Origin of the sequence: Mesorhizobium sp. M0768, from assembly GCF_040320195.1 — a bacterium.
GTDB lineage: Bacteria > Pseudomonadota > Alphaproteobacteria > Rhizobiales > Rhizobiaceae > Mesorhizobium.
The window spans coordinates 1-18,649 of the sequence record NZ_JAMYPD010000060.1; the positions used below are offsets into that span (position 1 = coordinate 1).

Here is an 18,649-nt window from a genome sequence, read left to right on the forward strand (position 1 = left end):
GGCCGATTTGGCGCGCAATACTCCGCATCGCATCCACGACGACAACCAGGAATCGCTGTTTTCCGCCATTTGAAAAGGAGGTGCATAATGAATCGGTCTTCGCTCTCGGCAGAAAGTCCTGGCTCTTCTGCGGTTCCGATCGCGGCGGACAGCGCGCGGCCGTTCTCTACAGCCTGATCGTCAGCGCCAAGATGAACGATGTCGACCCGCAGGCCTGGCTCGCCGACGTCCTCGCCCGACTGCCCGCCTATCCGGCCCATCGGATCGATGATTTGCTGCCGTGGAATTGGAGATCCGCAAAATTGCGGACCCAACCAGCGGCGGCCTGATCATGCAGCGCAATAAGGTGCATCACGTCTACACCGTCGATCGTGTCGCCAGGGACCTCGGCGTCAGCGAAGCGCTCATCCAGGACCTGACCCTCGGTCTCGAGCCCGAGGACGGCGTCATCTGGGTCTACGGCGCCAACGATGACGACGGGATCTTGGCCTTCACCGATGAAGGCATCGAGGAGGTCAAACTCCTCGTCGAAGAATATCATCGCGTCTCCCCAAAGAAAGCTTGACCCCAGCACTCCGGTGCTCAGGTTCTCCTGGCTGCCGGATGCGCACGTCTGCGGTCTTCACCGGATGCGTACGGGCGAGACATCGGGGATCAACCGTATCTATCGTCTTTACCGCGAGGAAGGACTGACGGTGCGCAAGCGTCGGGCGCGACGACGAGCCGTCGGCACGCGGGCGCCGCTCCTGGTCGAGGCAAAGCCGAATGCGCGCTGGTCGCTGGATTTCGTGCATGACCAGTTCGCCTGCGGCCTGGCGCTTCCGCGTGCTCAACATCGTCGACGACGTGACGCGCGAATGTTTGGCCGCGATCCCGGACACCTCAATCTCCGGCCGTCGGGTTGCCCGTGAACTGACGGAACTGATCGCTCACCGCGGCAAGCCGCGCATGATCGTCTCCGACCATGGCACCGAGTTCACCTCGAACGCCATCCTCGCATGGTCGAACGATCACGGGATCGAATGGCACGGTCGCATGCACGACGAGCTTCTGAACGAGAGCTTGTTCTTCGGCCTGGACCACGCCCGTAGCGCCATTGCCGAATGGCGGGAGGATTTAAATCCTGTTTCATAACACCCATCTTCTATGTCGTTGAAGTGAACAGGTTTTGCTGATCGGGACGCGATCCCGTGGGGTATTTTGGGTTTTGCCGCGCGCGATGAACGATGCATTGAGCCGCCGGTTCCCCAAGCGTTGATCGGCTGAAGATCCATGGACCATCCGGCAGAGAATGAACGCCTTCGATCTCGCCCGCGGCGAGCCTGAGGGTCTTCGGTGCAACGCCGAGAAGGCGCGCCGCCTTGTTCAGGTTAAGCCATGGCTCTTTGCCGTCGGCCGCTGGCCGGAAGACAGGGATCGTATGATGCGACCTGTGCGCGGTGACCCGTTCGCGGGTCCATCGATTGCCGTGGCCAGTCACCAGTCCATTGCGGTTGAGGATGCCGGCAATCAGATCATCATTGGCGATTAGCACCAGTTGGCGGACGGCCGCGATGATATCGCCGGACGTGGTGTTGCGCTGTCCGCGCCGCCTCCTCGGCAGGCGCAGTTCGGTGTGGACGCCGCCAATCCAATGGATCAGGAGAACGATCGCTGACGCTTCTTCGTCGATATCGGCGACCACCTCGTGGATGACGGTGCGCACGATGCGCTTCTTGAGCCTCGCGTCGGTCGTCGGCGCCGACCAGACAGCCTTGAGATCGGCGGCGAGGGCGGCGACGTGTATTGGCGACAGAAGTGATGGTTCCAATGTCGAGCCATCATGCGCGGCAATCCTGCTCTCGATCTCGCCGACACGCGTGAGCGCCCGGTTCCATCGCAACTCCAGTTCCGCCGCGACCAGCCGGTTCTGCGGATCGATGGCGTCGTATTGCCGGAACGCCCGATCAGCGCTGTAGCGTGCCGCCTCGAGATCGCGCACCAGCGCATCACGAACCTGATCGCGGCGACTGGCCAATTGTGCTTCGGCCTCGACGGCCGCGGTGACAACGAAGAGCTTCCTCGACGGCGTCGTCGACGCGCAATCCTCCGAATGCGATGCAGCGCGGGCTCGCCATTGTCGAGCAAGCCCCGCCAACACGAATAGCGTGGAACGTTATGTTTGGTCCCTGTGTAACGGACCGTCAGCTTGCGTCCACAGCGCCGGCAGCGGACAAGGCCGGCGAGCAGAGCGTCGCTATGCTTGGGCGCTCCGTGATGCCGGCCCGTGGGCACGTTGTCGCTCACCAGCTTGCGGATCGCCTCCGCCCGTTCCCAACTGACATAACCCTCACGGACATCCGAGATCAGAGCCAGCCACTCGGCTCGCGCCTTACGGCGGCTCCTGGGTCGGATCACTCCCCGCTGCATCATATCCTGTCGCGACACGACTCTTACCACAGGGTAGGCGCCGCCGTAGATCGGGTTCTCGATCATTCGGTGGATGGTCGCATAGCTTGGGCTGCGCCAAACCACATCGCCATTGTTGCGCTCCGGGCGAAGCGCGATACTTCCCGCGCCGCGACAGCACCGACCTTGCCGAGGCAGACTTCGGCTACCATTCGATCGAACCGGCACGTGTGACGCCGCCGGCCGCCGAGCGACCGAGGTCTTCGTCGACAGTCTCGATGCGAGACCAGCCAAGCGCCGTCAGGCGATCGCGCATCGCATACTGCAGGGCGCTGCTCTCACGATTGTGCAGAACCTGATGGGCCGAGGACTGCCGCACATACAGGATCGCCTTGCGCTACAGATGGTGCGGCCTGATCTTCTCAGACATCATGGCGCCCCTCCTGCCGTTCCCGAGCGAGATCGACGTCGGCGTGGTCGAGGATCAGGCGGACCATCACCTTCGTCAGCGTCCGGCGCGTCTCGGCCGGCAGCGTCTCCATTGCGGCGTCCGCCGCGTCTCGACATCGTGCGGATTGGAGAACAGATCGAACTGGTACGTGGTGAGCTGGCGCGGCATGGACATCTCCCCGATTCGCGTCGTGAGAGCCCAATGCTGCGCTCGAATCTCGCATTTGCGATGGGGTGCCCGAACCGGGTGTTACATCCTGCAGCAGCGTCGCCAAGGCGCGTAGCGCAGCAATATCGACATGGGAGCGGCGCCAATCTGCCAGGCGGCACTAGCCGCCCGATCAAACATCCAGGCTGGAATCTCCAGCCACCGATCGGATCCCCGACCAGAGAGGCTGCAACGGAAAACCTCTCTACCAGCCTTCTTGACCACCTCATAAATATGGGCCAGGCTCCCGGCCCAAGGATGCCACGGGTAAAAAAGCTCGTGCTCCGCGATCCCGTGGGCGTTCTGTCGTCGCGTTGTACAACGAGGAACGCCCACATGGGGCGATCGGGCACAAGGCCCCGATCTCGTTGCTCAAACCCGATGGCGCCGCCAGCCCGCCATCGTGAGAAAACCGGGAAACTCTACCTTCCGGCGGTCCAGAGAATGGGATCGGAGCACGGTTGCGGAGACTCTAACTCCAGGTGGAGGAAAACTCTGTGGCAGGTCACGGGCGAGATAGCCGCCAAGCATGGCGATTTGCAGCAGGTAGGCGGCGAGCGTGGGCCGTTGGAGGCGCGGTCGCGTTCTGGACGTCGATCTGGTCGAGCGCAGTGATCTCGGCGAAAGTGAGAACGCTGTCGGGCGCGGCTTGGCGCGCGCCGACATAGTCACGAAGAATATTCGCCAGCTGACCACCGCGATGAGAGCGAGGAACTTCGCCAACCTCTTTGCGGTCTCGAGCCTTGCCTCCTCGGCACGTTGACGGCCAGGCTCGAATGCATCAGCACCCCGCACAAGGCCAGCACGTTGGGCTGCCCGGCCTTGCAATGCCCGGCGTTGATGGTTTTGGTGAAGCCATCTGCAAGCGTCAGGAACCAGTGGGTGTTCAGGCACTCCGCCCGGAAACGACCGTTGAAGGCTTCGATGTATGCATTGTCCGTCGGCTTACCCGGCCGACTAAAGTAGCGGCATTCGGCAAGAGTGGCCTCGTCGCGGGCCTGCTGCAGTTCCAGATCGAGTATCTGATCTTCCTGCCGTTCCCGGTGCATCCGCTCCGCCTCGAACGCTGCCTCGATTGCCAGCGGTTCGCGCATGCCTCCATCACGCTGCAGCGGGGAAAGAATGCATCAACTTAAGGAACCAAGGACTGTTTGCGCGACAGCTTCTTGCGAAACACTACTTCGCCCTCGGCCGTTGCACTGTGCAACTGAAAGGCCTGCTTGGCCAGGTCAACGCCGATGATCGATTACTTCCTACATAACCAGATCCTCGCGCATAGCCAAATCCTCCCGATCCTTTCCAGACCACAGTGGCACTCCAGAAGGGGCTACCCATCAGATTATCAGAGGCCCGTAACTGCCGAGATCGTAGTAGCGGATGGTGGCGTGCTTCTGCTGAAGGTCGGCCTATCTGGATCGACAGCCATCTCAAATTCAGATGGGTTGGATACCGAAACGGCATTTGACGCACTAGGTAGTTGATCATCAAATTGACAGAGGCAGGGCCTTCCCCGCTGTTACGTCACAGAGAGGTACTGAGGACAGCGAGCAATGATGGCAGTCATTCGCCCGGCGCTCACGTCATCTTTACTCCGATCAGTGCGATCGCAACCCAGATGCTACCCACTGCAAACAGAGGCTAAGGTTTACAATGACGAACTCCGATCGGCAGATCGCACAATTAATCGAGGAGACCCCGTTCGTGGATACCCACGAGCATCTAGTTGAAGAAAGCCAGCGCATATCTGGGTCGGTCGATCTGCTAATGCGATGCGACGACTGGACGTACCTGTTCAGCGCCTACATCTGCAGCGATCTGGCGTCCGCAGGAATGCCAGCAACGGCACTGCAAAGCTTCCTCGGGCCGAACCTTTCGGGCGAGGAGAAGTACAAGCTAGTCGCGCCCTTTTGGAATTGTATCCGTCACACCGGCTACGCCCAGGCGCTCCTCCATACGTTTCGCGGCCTCTACGGAGAGGAAGACCTGACCTCCAAAAGTGTGCCGCGCATTGCCGAAAAATACCGTGACACTGTTCGGCCTGGCTTCTACCCAACAATACTGCGCCGTGCGAATATCGAGTCCTGCCAAGTTAATTCCGTGCAGCGTATTTTCATGGAGACGGAACAGCCCACGCTCCTCTTGCAGGATCTAAGTATTCTCCCATTCTGCCGGTGCAGCGCTGCGGATTTAGCTCTTGTCCATGCCGAGACTGGCAGACAGCCGACGACACTAGAGGAATGGCTCGATGTCATCGATCACTATTTCGCTACTTATGGGCATAAGGCAGTAGCGGTGAAATGCCAGATCGCCTATTCACGGCCTCTCGATTTCGCGCCGATTTCCAAGCCGCGAGCCTCACGGCTGTTTGCGCGCCATGTTGGCGTCCTCGGCCATCCCCTCGGTTCTGAGGATTTCAAAGCGCTCCAGGATTTCCTTTTTCGCTATTGCGTCGACAAGGCGGGTGAATGCGGTCTGCCAGTTAAGCTGCACACTGGAATTCTGGAAGGCAGCGGGTTCATGGAGCTTGCCCGTATTCGCGATAATGCTTCGGATCTTTGCCGCCTTCTACAGGATTTCCCGGACACCCGGTTTGTCTTGATGCATATAGGTTATCCTTACCAGCATGAATTCATCGCCGTCGCCAAACACTACCCGAACGCATTCATCGACATGTGTTGGGCATGGATAATTAATCCGGCTGCAAGCGTGCGCTTTCTGAAGGAATTTCTGATGTCGGTTCCAGCAAACAAGATCTTTACCTTCGGCGGAGATTACGTCGCAGTCGAGCCAATCTATGGCCACGCCCTCATGGCACGTCGTGGTATCGCGCTGGCCATATCTCAACTGGTGGCTGAAGGATGGATTGCCCAGGAGGAGACGCCAGAACTGATCAACGGAATCATGCGCGGGAACGCGTTGGAGTTCTTTCCGAACGCACAGCGGCACGAGACGCCCAACTGCTAATCTTCCTGAGTCAGAAAGTCGCGGCTGCTGGGGGATTCGCGCTGGTTGCGGCTTTGTTAGGGTACTGCTTCGTGATCAAGGAAGCGCCCCGCCATGCCCGACTGGACAGCCGAGCGTGAAGCCGCATTCGACGCTTATGTCGATGCTTTGATCGGGGTGATCGGCCATGTCGACCGCGCCGCTGAAGGATTATTGCCTGGGACTTTTGATGCCGATGGAGCGCAAGAGCGTGGAGCCGTTGGCGGCCGTCATGGCGCCGTCACGGGTGGCGGCCAAGCATCAGTCTCTGCTGCATTTCGTTGGGACAGGCGCCGCGGTCGGACGCGGCCTTCCTGGCGCGGGTTCGCGACTGGGTGCTTCCACAGATCGAGCAGCGTGGACCGATCCGGGCGTGGATCGTCGACGACACGGGGTTTCCCAAGAAGGGCAAGCAATCGGTGGGCGTAGCGCGCCAGTATTGCGGCCAGTTGGGCAAGCAGGACACTGTCAGATGGGTTAGCCTATCGATCGCAAATGACGCAGCCTGGCTTCCGATTGACTATGAATTGTATCTCCCGCACAGTTGGGCGGAGAATCCAGAACAACGCAAGAAGGCCAAGATTCCGGCAGAGATCACGTTCCTGACCAAGCCGCAGATCGCGCTTGCGCAGATCAGGACGGCCAAGGCCGAGGGCGTCGCGCCCGGCGTGGTTCTGGCTGAGGCCGGATATGGCGCCGACGGCGGTTTCCGCGCGGGCCTGTCGGAGCTCGATCGACCTATGTTGTCGGCGTTCAGCCTACACTCAGCGTCTGGCGCCCAGGTCCCGCTGCCGCCTAATACCAAGAGTCATGGGGTTTGACCGACATGGGCCCCATTGGCGCATGCCGATTGATGTGATGGTCTCGGAAGCTGCGAGGAGTTTCTGCCACGCGTCGCAGGCCGCATCGATGATATCGTCATAGCTGTCGCTACACGGTTGGAGAGCCAGTTCTGGCGCATATACTGCCAGACGTTCTCGACCGGGTTCAGCTCCGGCGCGCGCGACGGCAGGAAGATCGAGGTGAGGCCGCGTGCCTCGTCTGGCCCACTGCCGTACAATCCCGTTCTTCTGGCCGATCCTTTGCTTCGTCTTGTGGGATGATTCGCCTCCTCCCCGGCGGAGCACCGTCAACAACGGAGGCATTCATGAAGATCAAGCAAATCGGCATCGACATCGGCAAGAGCACGTTCCACCTGATCGGCCTTGGCCCGGATGGTGACATTGTCATGCGAAGGCAGTTCACCCGATCACGTCTGTCGCCTTCTTCGGTGAGCATGCCGACGAGCGCCTCAGTATTGCTTTCGAGGCGTGTTCGGGCGCGCACTGGCTGGTGCATCAGCTCATGTGCCACAACCGCGAGCGTTCAGGCCGGCTTTGGAAGGTTCAGAGCGTCGAAGAGATCGAGTTGTTCCTGGGTGGTGTTGCTGGTGCCGTTGAAGGTGCGGTTGCCGATATGGCCGGTATGTTTCTGGATGCGCGCGACCAGATCGAGTGCGGTGCGCGAGCTGGCGGCATTCCCCTCTGGCACTCCCCTAAAGCTGCGCCCGGGAGCGGTGCTCGATTTTCTCGGTAGGCTGGAGCCCTGCCTGATCGAGATGGAGGCCTGCACGACCGCGCATTATTGGGCTCGCCAGATCGCTGCTCTCGGACGTGAGGTTTGAACCGCACCGGGTATCGCGGGCTTAGATGGGGCCCATATGGACTCTATATTTGCCTCTTTTTGAATTCGCGAGGAACATCACACGCAAATGAGGTGCCGTAGAGGCATTCAGAGGGAATCTATAATCATATGAACAGTTAGGGTCAGCTTCGCACTGTCGCGCGTGTCAATCCAGAAGCTGAAGCTTCCTAAACGCATAAAGGGAGGAGAGAATGAAAAAATCGAACTTCAGCCGCCGTGCGGCCTTGAAGACAATGCTGATGGGATCGGCTGCACCTTTAGTGTTGCGCTCAACTGCGTTTGCGGCCTCGTGTGACAACATCGTGCGCATCGGCACTACAAGCAGTCCCGCCTCCCTGAATCCATTTGCCGGCTGGGGGGTGGTAACCCCCTTATGGTTCACCTATGACATGCTTGTCGGCGTGGACGCGCAGCGTCATCCCGACCGGAAGGGGTTTGCCAAGGAGTGGTCGGTTGCCGCCGACCAGCTTACGTGGACATTCAAGATTTGGCCCGGCATGAAGTGGTCGGACGGCCAACCTGCCACAGCCAGGGACGCCGCGTTCACCTACAATTATCTCCGCGACTCCATAGGCAAGCCCGACGAATTGAACGTCGGCTTTAACAATACCGGTGGACTGGAGAACGTCGAGTCGATCAGCGCCCTCGACGACGAGACCTTGCAGATCGTGACGAAGTCACCAACCCGCTGGCCAGTCGACAATTACATAATGATGGTCCCAGAGCACGTCTGGAAGGACATCAGCTATGCGGATGCGCGCAGCACCTTCCGCAACGATCCCCCTTTAGTGGGAACGGCTCCGATGATCGTTGCGGAATTTAAGCAGGGGCAATTTGCCCGCTTAACGCCGAACCCATACTTCCGCGCCGGGCAGCCGGCAACGGCCGGCATGATTTGCTACTTCTTCAGCACACTCGATCCCATCGCCCAGGGCCTGAAGAGCGGGAGCCTCCACTATAACGGCAGCCTGACGGTCGCACAATGGGCCGATCTCTCGAAGGACCCCGACATCGCGGTCTTTGAATCGCGGGTCGAGCAGCGAGATTATCTAGCGTTCAACACCGCCACTGGGAAAGGGGCGGGCAGCACAAAGGCCCTGCGGGATCCGGCGTTTCGTGACGCAATCGGCTATGCGATCGACCAGAAGGCGATCGTCGATCGCGCCTACCGTGGCCACGCCGACCCTGGCGTTGGGCTGGTCATGCCAGTGGCGGCCGATTACTACTCGGATCTGAGTGACATCAGGCGCCACTTCGATCTCAAGGAGGCAGCTCGAAGGCTCGATGCGGCAGGGTATCGCGATACGAACGGTGACGGCGTCCGGAAGGACAAGGAAGGCAAGAAGATCCAGCTTGAGCTGCTCACCGGGACATTTTCGGGCGTGTCCGGGATCCCGTTAGCAGCCGTGCAGCTTATCGCTGGCTGGCTGCAACAAATTGGCATTCCCGTCTCGGTAACCCAGATGGACTCCGGCGCACTAACGGCCCGCACGGCCGCGCCGGCGAGGGGCGGTGGAGACTGGGATATGCTTGTTGCTAGCAACTGGCGGTCTACCTCGCCTCACGACCTGCTCATCCTGGGGAGCAACAAAGCCGTCGGCATAGAAAACACGTCGTACTGGACGAACGAGAAATTCAACAAGTACCTTGCGGAAGTGGATGGCACTGTCGATCTCAAGAAGAGCCAGGAACTCGTCGATCAGGCGGCGCGCCTGGCTTATACGGAAGCGCCCTATATCATACTGAGCTATCCCTTTACGCTCGGTGCCTATCGCAAGGATTGCTTCAAAGGGTGGGGGACTGACTTGACAGGTTGGAGCTACTTCCCGTTCGATCGCCTAGAGCCGGTCTGACGGCTGGCTCTTTGAGCGGATCGGAAGGGACAGTCAATGGGCCGACGCATAGGTCGCATTCTCATCAGGGCGTTGGTGACGCTGCTGATGGTGATGTCGCTCAACTTCATCCTGTTCAGAGTGGTCCCGGGCGACCCCGCCCAGCTTCTTCTGGCCGGGGCACGCGCGAGCGTGACCGAGCAGCAGATCGATGGGCTGCGCAAACAGTGGGGCCTTGACAAGCCGCTGCCGGAGCAGGCGGTTGCCTACGTGTGGTCGACGCTCCATGGCGATCTGGGCTACAGCTTCAAATTCAGGGGTGAGCAAGTTGCCGACCTGCTCCTGGCGCGGATCCCGGCGACCCTAGCCCTGGTCGGCGTGGCCCAGCTTTTCGCGATCATGTTCGGGGTCATGCTCGGGCTCTATGCCGGCTGGCGACGAGGCGGGGCCATCGACCAGCTGACCACTGGGGCCTCCCTGGCGCTCTATTCCACGCCAGCGTTCTGGCTCGGCATGCTCATGGTGCTGGTGTTCAGCACGACCCTGGGGTGGTTTCCCGGCTACGGTGCCTATTCACCGACGGGCGGGGCAGGGGGGGCGCCGAGCTGGCTCGCCGACCGGCTCCGGCATCTCGTGCTGCCGTCGGCGACCTTGGCACTGGGATTGGCCGGGCAATATGTCCTAGTCGCCCGCGCCGCGATGAGTGACGTCGTGACCGAGGACTACATGGTCACCGCCCGGGCCAAGGGGCTGACCGGTCGCCAGATGCTGATGCGTCACGCCTTCCGCAATGCCATGCTGCCGGTCGTGACCCTGATAACGCTCAACCTCGGCTATGTCGTGGCGGGAGCCATCACGGTCGAAGCCGTATTCAACTGGCCGGGGGTTGGCGGGCTGACGGTCGAAGCGCTCAACGCGCGGGACTATCCCGTCCTGCAGGGCATCTTTCTCTTGCTCGGCGCGTCAATCGTGATCGCCAACATCGTGGCTGATCTGACCTACGGCCTTCTTGACCCCCGTGTGACACAATGAGCCAAGCTGCGACAAACCTCGGCGCGCCTGTCCGGCTGTGCGCGACGCGAACCTTTCTTTGCAAATTCACCGGTTACGTCGGCGCGCGGATCGGCCTCTCGATCCTTGCCTTCGTTCTCGTGTTGGCGGCGGTGCCACGCCTCCTTGTGGGCCCGCTGCAGACGGCGGCCAATGCAACCGGAGATTTCCTCGCATCGCCGAATGCCCAGAATATCCTTGGAACCGATGAGGTCGGGCGTGATGTGCTCAATCTCGTCGTCCACAGCGCTCGGGTCTCGCTGACGATCGCGCTGGTGGCGACCGTGATCAGCCTCATCGTCGGCACCGCGATCGGAATGATGTCAGGGTACTATCGGGGCAGGATTGACGTCTGGTTGATGCGCCTGACCGATTTCTTCTTCATCGTCCCCACCTTCGTGCTGGCGTTGGTCATCACGCCGGTGTTTCTCGAAGTTTTCGGGCGCGGGGGAACGATCCTCGGCTTCCGGCCCTCGCTCTTCGTGGTCATCCTGGTCATCGGCCTGACGAGCTGGGGTTTTGTCGCGCGGATCGTGCGCAGCCAGACGCTGACGCTGCGGGAACGTCAGTTTGTCGATCGGGCCCGCGTGGTCGGCAGCAGCGATCTCGGCATCATGATGCGTCATATCCTGCCAAACCTCGTGCCTCTGATCGCTGCCAATGGCGCTCTGGTCGTCGCCGGCGCGATCTATACGGAGACGGCGCTCTCATTCCTCGGGCTCGGAGATCCCTTGCAGCCATCCTGGGGCACGATGCTCTATCTGGGGCAGCGCGCCGGAGCTGCAAGCGTGGGCGCCTGGTGGTATCTCGGCGCGCCGGGCGTCTGCGTGCTTGCGGTCTCGCTCGGCTTCGTCCTGGTCGGGAATGCGCTCGATGACACCTTCAATCCTCGTCGGCGGGCGATCCCATGACAGACCTTATCCAAAATGATGGCGCGCCGCTTCTTTCGGTCGACGGCCTGTCTGTCGATTATCGGCTGAAGGGCATGTCATTGCCCGCGATCAGCGACGTGAGCTTCGAGCTCAAGGCCGGAGAGGCCGTGGCGCTTGTCGGTGAATCCGGCAGTGGCAAGACCACGACCGCCATGGCGATTGCAGGCCTCCTGCCGCCCAATGCAGCGGTCAGCGCGGGCGCGGTCCGCTATCGCGGAGAGCGGCTTCCGATCGACGACGATGCGGCCATGCGGCCGCATCGGTGGAGCGAGACCTCGGTCGTCTTCCAGGGGGCGATGAATGCGCTCAACCCGGTGCATCGGGTCGTCCGGCAGATTGCCGAGCCCTGCATGCTGAAGCTCGGCCTATCGCGCGACAAGGCGAGAGAGAAGGCAATGGAATTGCTTGAGCTGGTCGGCATCCCGGCGGATCGAGGCACGGCCTATCCGCACGAACTCTCGGGGGGTATGCGCCAGCGCGTGATGATCGCCATGGCGCTCGCCTGCAAGCCGTCGATCGTCATCGGCGACGAGCCGACCACCGCGCTCGACGTCATCACCCAGGCGCAGATCCTCAAGCTGCTGGGAGAGCTGCGAGCGCGGCTCAACCTCGGGCTCATCCTGATCACCCACGATCTCTCTGTGGTGGCCGAGACCTGCAATCGGGTGATGATCATGTATGCCGGCCGCATCATCGAGGAGGGCAGCGTGGCCGAAATCTTCGCCGCACCCCGGCATCCCTACACCCGGCTGCTGATCGCCTCGATCGCGGACCCGGCGAGCGGCAACCGGACGATCCAGTCGATCCCGGGCGATCCGCCCAATCTTCAGACCCGCCCCTCGGGCTGTGCCTTCCACCCCCGGTGTCCCTCCGCCATGGATGTCTGCGCGGCTGCAATCCCCGATTTCGAGAGGACCTCGGGGGGATGCGTGGCCTGTCACCTGCACTCCCATGTGCAGCCCTTAGAAAAGGCCCAGGCCCATGCGCGACGGCACTGAAGTCTTGCGTCTCGAGGGCCTGCAAGTCCATTACCCGATACAGGGCGGTGTATTCGACCGCCTGCTGGGCCGGCAGAGCGGCGGGGTGCGTGCGGTCGACGGGATCGACCTCATCGTCGGCCGCGGTGAGATCGTCGCGGTCGTCGGGGAATCGGGCTCCGGCAAGACAACGCTCGGCCGTGTCGTCACCAAGCTGGTGCAGCCGACCGGCGGAAAGCTGCTGTTCGAGGGCGATGACATGACCTCGGCGCAAGGCTTTTCGGCGCTGCGTCCGTACCGGCGTCGGGTGCAGATGATCTTCCAGGATGCCTATCAGGCGCTCAATCCCCGGCACACCGTGTTCGATGTCGTGGCCGAGCCGCTGCGCTCGCTCCGGCTGGTCGAGAACAGCCATCAGCTCACCGCGCGGGTGAGCGAGGCCCTGGCGGCGGCCGGGCTCAGTTCTCCAGCCGAGTTATTTGCGCGCTTTCCACACGAACTCTCGGGCGGACAGCGCCAGAGGGTCGTAATCGCGGGAGCGCTCGCGGTGAAGCCCGAACTCATCGTCGCCGACGAACCGGTGTCGATGCTCGATGTCTCGATCCGCGCGCAGATCCTCCAGGTCCTCATGAAACTCCGCGCGAAGCAGAACCTGGCGCTTCTCTTCATCACCCACGATCTGCCAGTCGCCTGGCTGATCGCAGACCGGATCGCGGTCATGTATCTCGGACGGTTGGTCGAGATTGGCACGGCCGACGAGATCACTCTGAACCCGCGCCATCCCTATACGATCGCGCTGCGCGACGCCACGCCCAAGGTCCGACCCGATGCCCACCGCGGTGAGTTGCCCGCCCTTCAGGGCGAGGTCCCGAGTGCTGCTCGCATCCCGAACGGCTGCCGCTTCCATCCCCGCTGCCCGCTCGCCTTCGACCGCTGCCGGCAAGAGGAACCGCCCGCCGTCGAAGTAGGGCCGAAGCATATGGCCGCCTGCTGGCGCGTGATTGGCTATGAAGGAAGTGCCGATCATCGGCGTTGACCTGGCCAAGCAGGTCTTTCAGTTGCACGGTGCCACAGCCGAGGGCGAAGTCGTGTTTCGCAAGAAGCTGTCGCGCAAACATTCCTTGCGTTCATGCAGTCTCTTCCCAGCTGCAGCGTGGCGATGGAGGCATGCGCGACCGCTCATCACTGGGCGCGGAGAGGCCCCAACCAACTGTTTGCCTGGGAGCCGGCGATCATGCACAATTCCAAGCAGGAAACCCGCGAGCATCAGGCGGACAGCCACCTCGGGATCGATGCCGGGGCGGCCATTGTTGGTGCAGTAGAGGTTCGCCGCCTCGTCGCGCAGCCAGGACAGATCCAGCACACGATCGACCCGCGCGAGAATATGATTATCAGGGATAAGTTGTCGCAGCGAGCCAGTCATGAATAGCTCAAGCTGATCGCGCTCCTTCCGTCCCAGCATCGCGAGTCGACCGTGAACAATTTGGGCTCTAAGGGGCGACCGGCTTGGCCGGGGTTGAAGCAGAGCGATCAAGAGCGACAAAAAACCCTTCAGCCATCTGAGCAGGAGGGAGAAGTTGTAGCCGGCTTCGGCCAGGATGGCGTTGCGGGCGTCGCCCTGCTGGCCGGCGAGGTAGTTGCGGCCCAAGCGGTGCTCGGCCTTGATGGGGCCGATCACTGGCTCGACCACCGAGCGCCGCCGCATCTGGCGTTTGATGGCCGGGGTGACGCGGCGTTTCTGGCCGCTGGTGAAGACTGCGCATTTCGCAAAAGCCGGACAGGGTTTCCGCTAATTCCCGGACTAGCCGTGCCGCTTGCCGGCCGAAGGCGCAGGCCAGCCACGACTTGCCGGTTCCGGTCGATGCAGCGTCATACTGCCGGGTTTCCGGCGCAAGAGGTTGGGATCACATATCGCTTTCATCCACGCGCGGGAGATTTCGTCACGGTTGATCGGAGTCCGGCGGCATGCTGGCGCCGATCAATTCATTATCCGCCAAACCGATCGCACCTTGGCTTTGCTGCCTGCCTGGACGGCCAACGCGGCTGGATTGTCATGCGAACTTGTCCAGCATCCGAAGCTTCCGCTTGAGAAGCTCAACGAACTCCACGCTTTGGTCTGTGCGCACGTAACTTGGCTCAGAGAGGATTCTCTCTCAACGCGAGGAGCCGCAGATGAAGGAGCCGCAGCCAAGGGGATTTATTCGAACCAACCACGTTGCCGGCGGAGCTTCCGCTCGGGGTGAGGAGGACGCTGACGCCGCGGCTCCAGCTTCTCCTGGTCGAAGCGGCAGCTCAGGGGACACGAGAGGAGAACGGAGACTGGATCGGCGAGGAGACGGCAATGACCAAGATTACGTCTGAACACTTAGCTCGGTGCGGATTCCGACGATCGCGCGCATGTATTCCAATCTGATGCCGCGCAGCATTCCTATCTGATCGCGCGCAGGTGGAGCACCTGATCGTCGGTTCAAGATGTCACCGTGTTTGCGGTCCGGTCAAGCGGCAGCGGAGATGGTCGATCTGCGCATGGATTCGCCGCTGAGTTCGAGCCGGTGAGCGTTCACATGGGATTAGGCTGAAGTTTGACTAGTGAAAGTCCGGCTAGTGGCGGATTTGCGCGGTTTTTTTCGCCGACCCGGCGACGCTCGGCGCGCAGGTCGACAAGCTCAAGCAGCGCTTCCGGCTGGAGCGCGTGGTGCTGGTCGGCGACCGCGGCATGATCACAAGTGCGCGCATCCGGGAGGATCTGCAGCCGGCCGGACTGGACTGGATCTCCTGCTTTGCGGGCGCCCCAGATCCAAGCCCTGGCGGCGCAGGACGGGCCGCTGCAGCTGTCGCTGTTCGATGATCGCGACCTGGCCGAGATCGAGAGCCCGGACTATCCCGGCGAGCGCCTCATGGTGTGCCGCAACCCGGACCTGGCGGCCGAGCGCGCCCGCAAGCGCAGCGAACTGCTGGAGGCTACCGAGCGCGACCTCGCCGGCATTCAGGAGCGGGTCCGCCGGGCGCGCAAGCCGCTCCAGGACGCCGCCGCCATCGGCCAGGCGGTCGGCGCCGTGCTCAATCGCCGCAAGGTCGGCAAGCACTTCCAATGCACCATCACCGACACCGACTTCTCCTTCGCGCGGGATCGCGCCGCCATCGAGGCCGAAGCCAGGCTCGACGGCATCTATGTGATCCGCACCAGCGTCGAGGCCGACGCGCTGAGCGCCGGCGAGACGGTCCGGGCCTACAAGGATTTATCGCGGTGGGACGCGCCTTCCGCTGCCTCAAAACGGTCGATCTGGACATCCGTCCGATCCGCCACTGGGCAGCGCCGCGGGTGCGCGCCCACGTCTTCCTCTGCGTGCTGGCATATCATGTCGAATGGCATCTGCGCCAAGCCCTGGCACCGCTGCTGTTCCATGACACCGACCTCCAAGCCGCCCGCGCCGAGCGCGCCTCGCCGGTCGTCAAGACCGAGCCCTCGCAAACCGCCAAACGCAAGAAGGCCGCCAAACGCAACCACAACGGCCTGCCCGTCATGGGCTTTGCCGACCTCCTGCGCCATCTCGGCACCTTGGCCGCCAACACCATGGTTGCCCCGCTGCAGGGCGAGCATGCTTTCACACTCTATTCCCGAAAGACACCGCTTCAGGAGGCTGCCTTCGAACTCCTCGGCTTCGACCCGCTACGTGTCCAGTAACGCAAAAACCTAACCGGCAGAAAACGACGCCGGATCAATGCTTTGCAGTCTTCGAATACTCAAACTTCGGATTAGGGCGCAGATTCCGACGCGAAGCCGGCCGCCATTCCGATCAAAGATCGGCCACCGTTCCGATTTGAAGCCGGCCAGCGTTCCGATCAAAAACCGGCCGGTTTTCGGCACTGAAGATTACCTCCTCGGTCAGCAACTTTGGCATCAAGTGCCGCGCGGTAAACGGGGAGATTTTGATGCCGGCGAAGAGAAGGCTGACCATGAGACAATTGAGACAAATGCTTCGGCTTGCCGGAAGCGGGACGAGCTCCCGCGAGATAGCAGTCATGTTGGGGATAGCGCGCAGCACGGTGCAGGATAACCTGCAGCGTGCGGCAGCCGTTGGATTGACCTGGCCCCTGCCGGGCGACCTGACCGACGATGCGCCATTGCGACTGAAAAGCTTGTTCTCGAGCGTCAAGCAGGGGACACGGCGACGCACGGAACCGAACTGGCCCGAACTTGCGGTCGAGCTCAAGAAGCCCGGTGTCACTTTGCTCATCCTCTGGGAGGAGTATCGCGGGTCGCATCCCGAAGGCTACGGCTACAGTCGCTTCTGTGAACTGCTACGGGGATTCCAGCAGCGACTGTCACCGACAATGCGTCAGGAGCACGCTGCGGGCGACAAGGTCTTCGTGGATTATTCCGGCAAGAAGATCCCGTTCGATCGCAAAACCGGCGAGATCCGCGAGGCAGAGATCTTTGTGGCGGTGCTGGGTGCCTCCAGCTACACCTTTGCCGAGGCGACCTGGACGCAAACGCTCCCCGACTGGATTGGCTCGCATTTCGGTTTTGTTCACGGCGTTTGACTCGTGGTCCCCGACAATCTGAAGTCGGGCGTCAGTCTAGCCAGCTTCTACGATCCCGAGATCAACCGCAGCTACGGCATGATGGCTTCCCACTATGGCGTCGGCGTTCTTCCGGCACGGCCCAGACGCCCTCGGGATAAATCGAAAGTGGAGAATGGAGTGCGTTTCGCCCAGTCCTGCATTTTGGGGCGTCTGCGCAATCAGACCTTCTTCTCGCTTGCTGAAGCCAATGCCGCCATTGCCCAGGCGCTCAATCGCATCAACGACCCCGTCATGCGCCGGCTGGGCGTCAGTCGCCGGCAGCTCTTCGAGACCGTCGAGCGCCCGGCTTTGGCCAGTCTTCTACTGGAGGATTACGAGTTTGCCGAATGGCGTTTGGCCCGCGTCTCGACGGATTATCATGTCGAGTTCAAGACCTTCTTTTATTCCGTGCCCCACAGCCTCATTCGTCAGCAGGTCGATCTGAGAGCAACGGCGCGCACCATCGAGATCTTCCACCGCGGCAAGCGCGTCGCGGTGCATCAGCGCCGCTATGGAGGTCCTCGCCATGGAACCGATCCGGATCACATGCCCAGTTCCCACCGGTGCTATGCCGAATGGACGCCGGAGCGCTTTCGCCGCTGGGCCACGCAAACCGAAGGTCTGGTCATCGCAATTCTCGCCAGCCGGCCGCATCCCGAGCAGGGCTTTCGAACATGTCTGGGCATCCTACGGCTGTTTCGGGACATCGATCGCAATCGGGCCGAAGCCGTGTCAGCCCGCGCTGTCGAGATCGGTGGCCTGAACTGCAAGAGCATTGCTTCGCTCATCGCCAACCACAAAGCCGCACGCCATTCCACCGAACCAACCGCCACCGTCGATCACGCCAATCTGCGTGGCCCTGATTACTTTCATTGAGGAGATCCACCAGTGCCTGATCAATCCCACCATCGACATGCTACGAGAGCTCGGCCTTTACGGCATGGCAACCGCTTTCCAGGAACTCGACGCACAGTCTGAAGCGCGCGGCCTCGAGCACGGCGAATGGCTTGCCATGCTGCTCGAACGCGAGGCGACCATGCGCCGCCAGAAGCGTTTCGAGGCTCGCGCCAGGGCTGCCAAACTTCGCCATGACGCGCAGATCGAGAATGCCGACTTTCGGGCTGCACGCGGTCTTGACGCAATCTGTTCATGGCGCTTGCCGGCTGCGACTGGATCAGAAAGCATCATGGCCTTCTTGTCACCGGGCCAGCCGGCGTCGGCAAAAGCTGGCTTGCCTGCGCTCTCGGCCACAAGGCCTGCCGCGAAGACTTCTCCGTCGCTTACCACCGGGTTCCCCGGCTATTCGCGGCCCTCTCGCTTGCAAGAGGCGACGGGCGATACGGCAGGATCCTCAAATCTCTTGCCAGAACCGACCTGCTGATCCTCGATGACGGGGGACCGGAAAAACTCAATGACGACCAACGCCGCGATCTCCTGGAGATCATTGAGGACCGCTACGAACGAGGCTCAACCATCGCCGCATTCAGTCCACCCCGTGGCAATATCGGTCAACACCATCGTCTGCACAAAGCTGCCGGACGAAGATGTGCCGGAATGCGCCACGAAATCGACCTCGACGTA

13 protein-coding genes and 11 pseudogenes are annotated in these 18,649 nt (G+C 61.6%); 15 read left to right on the forward strand and 9 right to left on the reverse strand.

Features of this window, described 5'->3' with window-relative positions; all coding sequences use genetic code 11:
• Nucleotides 1-101: 101 nt before the first annotated feature.
• The 3 genes and pseudogenes from NKI08_RS33340 to NKI08_RS33350 all read left to right on the forward strand — a co-directional run.
• Nucleotides 102-329 (forward strand): annotated as a pseudogene (locus NKI08_RS33340) (transposase domain-containing protein); the annotation flags it as partial.
• A 2-nt stretch (nucleotides 330-331) separates the two neighbouring features.
• Nucleotides 332-565 (forward strand): hypothetical protein, encoded by a 234-nt coding sequence (locus tag NKI08_RS33345; RefSeq protein WP_352775566.1) that lies wholly within the window; start codon nucleotides 332-334, stop codon nucleotides 563-565.
• A gap of 67 nt (nucleotides 566-632) precedes the next feature.
• Nucleotides 633-1,122 (forward strand): annotated as a pseudogene (locus NKI08_RS33350) (DDE-type integrase/transposase/recombinase); the annotation flags it as partial.
• A gap of 22 nt (nucleotides 1,123-1,144) precedes the next feature.
• Here NKI08_RS33350 and NKI08_RS33355 read toward each other — a convergent pair.
• From NKI08_RS33355 to NKI08_RS33375, 5 genes and pseudogenes are all read right to left on the reverse strand, one after another.
• Nucleotides 1,145-2,017 (reverse strand): hypothetical protein, encoded by an 873-nt coding sequence (locus NKI08_RS33355; RefSeq protein ID WP_352775594.1) that lies wholly within the window; start codon nucleotides 2,015-2,017, stop codon nucleotides 1,145-1,147.
• A 155-nt stretch (nucleotides 2,018-2,172) separates the two neighbouring features.
• A pseudogene (locus tag NKI08_RS33360) lies at nucleotides 2,173-2,475 on the reverse strand (recombinase zinc ribbon domain-containing protein); the annotation flags it as partial.
• A 118-nt stretch (nucleotides 2,476-2,593) separates the two neighbouring features.
• Nucleotides 2,594-2,767, reverse strand: coding sequence for a hypothetical protein (locus NKI08_RS33365; RefSeq protein ID WP_352775569.1), 174 nt, complete (start codon nucleotides 2,765-2,767; stop codon nucleotides 2,594-2,596).
• A gap of 1,124 nt (nucleotides 2,768-3,891) precedes the next feature.
• Nucleotides 3,892-4,008: pseudogene (locus tag NKI08_RS33370) on the reverse strand (integrase core domain-containing protein); the annotation flags it as partial.
• Nucleotides 4,009-4,187: 179 nt separating this feature from the next.
• Nucleotides 4,188-4,289, reverse strand: a pseudogene (locus tag NKI08_RS33375) (IS110 family transposase); the annotation flags it as partial.
• 407 nt (nucleotides 4,290-4,696) lie between these two features.
• Here NKI08_RS33375 and NKI08_RS33380 point away from each other — a divergent pair.
• Together NKI08_RS33380 and NKI08_RS33385 are read left to right on the forward strand one after the other, a co-directional pair.
• Nucleotides 4,697-6,010 carry an amidohydrolase family protein gene (locus NKI08_RS33380; protein ID WP_352775572.1) on the forward strand — a complete coding sequence of 438 codons (1,314 nt, stop codon included), beginning with the start codon at nucleotides 4,697-4,699 and terminating at the stop codon, nucleotides 6,008-6,010.
• Nucleotides 6,011-6,309: 299 nt separating this feature from the next.
• Nucleotides 6,310-6,849, forward strand: a complete 540-nt coding sequence (locus NKI08_RS33385) for an IS701 family transposase (protein WP_352775575.1) — start codon at nucleotides 6,310-6,312, stop codon at nucleotides 6,847-6,849.
• On the opposite strand, the pseudogene NKI08_RS33390 reads toward NKI08_RS33385, so the two are convergent.
• Nucleotides 6,793-7,061, reverse strand: a pseudogene (locus NKI08_RS33390) (transposase); the annotation flags it as partial. The gene NKI08_RS33385 and the pseudogene NKI08_RS33390 overlap by 57 nt on opposite strands.
• A 114-nt stretch (nucleotides 7,062-7,175) precedes the next feature.
• Here NKI08_RS33390 and NKI08_RS34830 point away from each other — a divergent pair.
• The 7 genes and pseudogenes from NKI08_RS34830 to NKI08_RS33425 form a co-directional block, all read left to right on the forward strand.
• On the forward strand, nucleotides 7,176-7,691 hold the full coding sequence (locus NKI08_RS34830; protein WP_502899700.1) for a hypothetical protein: 516 nt from the start codon (nucleotides 7,176-7,178) through the stop codon (nucleotides 7,689-7,691).
• A gap of 211 nt (nucleotides 7,692-7,902) precedes the next feature.
• The gene (locus tag NKI08_RS33400; RefSeq protein ID WP_352775578.1) at nucleotides 7,903-9,564 is read left to right on the forward strand and encodes an ABC transporter substrate-binding protein; all 1,662 of its coding nucleotides are present in this window, start codon (nucleotides 7,903-7,905) and stop codon (nucleotides 9,562-9,564) included.
• Nucleotides 9,565-9,600: 36 nt separating this feature from the next.
• Nucleotides 9,601-10,575: an ABC transporter permease gene (locus NKI08_RS33405; protein WP_352775581.1), complete on the forward strand. Its 975-nt coding sequence runs from the start codon at nucleotides 9,601-9,603 to the stop codon at nucleotides 10,573-10,575.
• Nucleotides 10,572-11,504, forward strand: a complete 933-nt coding sequence (locus tag NKI08_RS33410) for an ABC transporter permease (protein WP_352775584.1) — start codon at nucleotides 10,572-10,574, stop codon at nucleotides 11,502-11,504. Before NKI08_RS33405 ends, NKI08_RS33410 begins: the two co-directional genes overlap by 4 nt.
• Complete coding sequence (locus tag NKI08_RS33415; RefSeq protein WP_352775587.1) at nucleotides 11,501-12,523, forward strand: ABC transporter ATP-binding protein; 1,023 nt, start codon at nucleotides 11,501-11,503, stop codon at nucleotides 12,521-12,523. The genes NKI08_RS33410 and NKI08_RS33415 overlap by 4 nt, the downstream gene beginning before the upstream one ends.
• On the forward strand, nucleotides 12,507-13,538 hold the full coding sequence (locus NKI08_RS33420; protein WP_352775590.1) for an ABC transporter ATP-binding protein: 1,032 nt from the start codon (nucleotides 12,507-12,509) through the stop codon (nucleotides 13,536-13,538). The genes NKI08_RS33415 and NKI08_RS33420 overlap by 17 nt, the downstream gene beginning before the upstream one ends.
• Nucleotides 13,510-13,697: pseudogene (locus tag NKI08_RS33425) on the forward strand (IS110 family transposase); the annotation flags it as partial. The gene NKI08_RS33420 and the pseudogene NKI08_RS33425, both read left to right, overlap by 29 nt.
• A gap of 27 nt (nucleotides 13,698-13,724) precedes the next feature.
• Here the strand turns inward: NKI08_RS33425 and NKI08_RS33430 are convergent.
• The 3 genes and pseudogenes from NKI08_RS33430 to NKI08_RS33440 form a co-directional block, all read right to left on the reverse strand.
• Nucleotides 13,725-13,964: pseudogene (locus NKI08_RS33430) on the reverse strand (transposase); the annotation flags it as partial.
• A 63-nt stretch (nucleotides 13,965-14,027) separates the two neighbouring features.
• Nucleotides 14,028-14,258 (reverse strand): annotated as a pseudogene (locus tag NKI08_RS33435) (transposase); the annotation flags it as partial.
• Nucleotides 14,259-15,222: 964 nt separating this feature from the next.
• A complete protein-coding gene (locus tag NKI08_RS33440; RefSeq protein ID WP_352775591.1) occupies nucleotides 15,223-15,594 on the reverse strand; it encodes a hypothetical protein in 372 nt (123 codons plus the stop codon).
• 155 nt (nucleotides 15,595-15,749) lie between these two features.
• Here NKI08_RS33440 and NKI08_RS33445 point away from each other — a divergent pair, with 155 nt between their 5' ends.
• The 3 genes and pseudogenes from NKI08_RS33445 to NKI08_RS33455 all read left to right on the forward strand — a co-directional run.
• Complete coding sequence (locus tag NKI08_RS33445) at nucleotides 15,750-16,187, forward strand: hypothetical protein (protein WP_352775593.1); 438 nt, start codon at nucleotides 15,750-15,752, stop codon at nucleotides 16,185-16,187.
• Between the two features lie 272 nt (nucleotides 16,188-16,459).
• A pseudogene (istA, locus tag NKI08_RS33450) lies at nucleotides 16,460-17,944 on the forward strand (IS21 family transposase).
• Between the two features lie 37 nt (nucleotides 17,945-17,981).
• Nucleotides 17,982-18,562 (forward strand): annotated as a pseudogene (locus NKI08_RS33455) (ATP-binding protein); the annotation flags it as partial.
• Between the last annotated feature and the right edge of the window lie 87 nt (nucleotides 18,563-18,649).